This window comes from Actinomyces succiniciruminis, from assembly GCF_900002405.1.
Lineage (GTDB): Bacteria > Actinomycetota > Actinomycetes > Actinomycetales > Actinomycetaceae > Actinomyces > Actinomyces succiniciruminis.
This window is the reverse complement of sequence record NZ_LK995519.1, coordinates 1-2,186: the sequence shown is the minus strand read 5'-3', so window position 1 is coordinate 2,186 and position 2,186 is coordinate 1. Positions and strand designations below refer to the sequence as shown.

General features: G+C 71.2%; 3 protein-coding genes. All 3 read left to right on the top strand.

The genetic code is table 11. The features are described from left to right. Window positions 1-206 precede the first annotated feature (206 nt). On the top strand, window positions 207-527 hold the full coding sequence (gene rplU / locus BN1056_RS09460) for a 50S ribosomal protein L21 (protein ID WP_073327243.1): 321 nt from the start codon (window positions 207-209) through the stop codon (window positions 525-527). Window positions 528-586: 59 nt separating this feature from the next. After that, complete coding sequence (gene rpmA, locus BN1056_RS09455) at window positions 587-844, top strand: 50S ribosomal protein L27 (protein WP_073327242.1); 258 nt, start codon at window positions 587-589, stop codon at window positions 842-844. A gap of 110 nt (window positions 845-954) precedes the next feature. Next, window positions 955-2,186 (top strand): GTPase ObgE (obgE, locus tag BN1056_RS09450; protein WP_210580664.1); only part of this gene is annotated, 1,232 nt, incomplete at its 3' end.

Genomic DNA, 2,186 nt, shown 5'->3' with positions numbered 1-2,186 from the left:
GCGGGCGCCCGCCGTCGCCCCGGAGCATCCCCCTCCGAGCGGTGGGGTGCGGAAGAACACAGGTCCGGCGGGCGTTCACAGGTTGGTGTCGCCCGCCGGATCGCATAAAGTAATCCGGCGGTGCCTTCCGCACCATTGCCCAAGTAGTCGCCCGCAAGCGGTGGAGCAGCGCTCCCGGGAACGAGCGACTAGAAGATACGACAGAGATGAGCAGTCAAGTGGTCTACGCGATCGTCAAGGCCGGCGGCCGTCAGGAGAAGGTCTCCGTCGGTGACGTCGTGGTTGTCGACAAGCTTGCCGGCGAGGTCGGCGACGAGGTAACTCTCGCCCCCGTCATGCTGGTGGATGGAGACAAGGTGACCGCTTCCGCCGCGGACCTGGCCAAGTCCTCCGTCAAGGCCGAGATCGTCGGCGACGAGAAGGGCCCCAAGATCAACATCCTCAAGTTCAAGAACAAGACGGGCTACCGCAAGCGCCAGGGTCACCGCGCCAAGCTCACCGCCATCAAGGTCACCGCGATCGGCTGAGCGGGCCGCCCCGCCGCAGTATCCTTTCAGGCAACAGCGAAACAGAAAGAAGCCCCGACATGGCACACAAGAAGGGTCTTGGTTCCTCCCGCAACGGCCGCGACTCCAACGCCCAGCGCCTCGGCGTGAAGCGCTTCGGCGGCCAGTTCGTCAAGGCCGGCGAGATCATCGTCCGCCAGCGCGGCACCCACTTCCACCCCGGCAACAACGTTGGCCGCGGCAAGGACGACACACTGTTCGCCCTGACCGCCGGCAACGTCGACTTCGGCACCTTCCGCGACCGCAAGGTCGTCAACGTCGTCGCATCCGAAGGCTGACACAGCCTCCATCACCATGACGGTATCCGCGAGGGCGGGCGGCTTCGGCCGTCCGCCCTCGCGCATGCCGGCCCCGGGGCCACCGCCCCGCAGCGCCCGAGGAGACGCCCATGCCCAGCTTCATCGACCGGGTGGTCCTGCACGTCGCCGGCGGCGACGGCGGCCACGGCTGCACGTCGATCCACCGTGAGAAGTACAAGCCGCTGGCCGGCCCCGACGGCGGCGACGGCGGTCACGGCGGCAGCGTCATCCTGACCGCCGACCCGCGCGTGACCACCCTGCTGACCTACCACCGCTCCCCGCACCGCACCGCCGGCTCCGGCGCCCCCGGTGAGGGTGGCTGGCGCCGTGGCGCCGACGGTGAGGACATGGTGCTGCCGGTGCCGCTGGGCACCGTGGTAAAGGACTCCGACGGCGGCGTGCTGGCGGACCTGACCGCAGCCGGTGAGCGCGTCGTCGTCGCCGAGGGCGGAAGCGGCGGCCGCGGCAACTTCTCCCTGGCGTCCCCCAAGCGCAAGGCCCCGGGCTTCCACCTGCTGGGCGAGCCCGGCGAGGCCCGTGACGTCACCCTGGAACTGAAGACCGTCGCCGACGTCGCCCTGGTCGGCTACCCCAGCGCGGGCAAGTCCTCCCTGATCGCCGCCATGAGCGCTGCCCGCCCCAAGATCGCCGACTACCCCTTCACCACGCTCACCCCCAACCTGGGCGTGGTGGAGGCCGGGGAGACTCGCTTCACCATGGCGGACGTGCCCGGGCTGATCCCGGGGGCGAGCGAGGGCAAGGGCCTGGGCCTGGAGTTCCTGCGCCACATCGAGCGCTGCGCCGTGGTGGTGCACGTGCTGGACTGCGCCACCCTGGAGCCGGGCCGCGATCCGCTCAGCGACTTCGACACCATTGAGGCCGAGCTGGCCGCCTACGCCGACCGGCTGGGCGCCGACGAGGCCGACCCGGCGCTGACCGGGCTGGCGCCGCTGATGGAGCGCCCGCGCGTGGTGGTGCTCAACAAGGTCGACGTCCCCGAGGCGGCCGACCTGGCCGAACTGGTGGAGGCGGACCTGAAGGCCCGCGGCCTGCCCACCTTCACCGTCTCCGCCGTCTCCCATGCGGGACTGTCCCGGCTGGCCTTCGCCCTGGCGGAGCTGGTGCAGCAGGCCCGCGCCCAGGCCCCGGCCCTCGCCGAGCCCGCGCGGCCCATCATCCGCCCCGCCGCCGTGGGCCGCCGCGGCGGGCAGGCGACCGCCACCGTGGCCGTCATCCAGCACCCCGCCGAGGGCACCGTCTACCAGGTGCGCGGGGACAAGCCGGAGCGCTGGGTGCGTCAGACCGACTTCTCCAACGACGA

What these genes read in the sequence shown, in the direction of transcription:
- rplU (WP_073327243.1), top strand. Translation starts at nt 207, where the DNA reads ATGAGCAGTCAAGTGGTCTACGCGATCGTCAAGGCCGGCGGCCGTCAG.
- rpmA (WP_073327242.1), top strand. Translation starts at nt 587, where the DNA reads ATGGCACACAAGAAGGGTCTTGGTTCCTCCCGCAACGGCCGCGACTCC.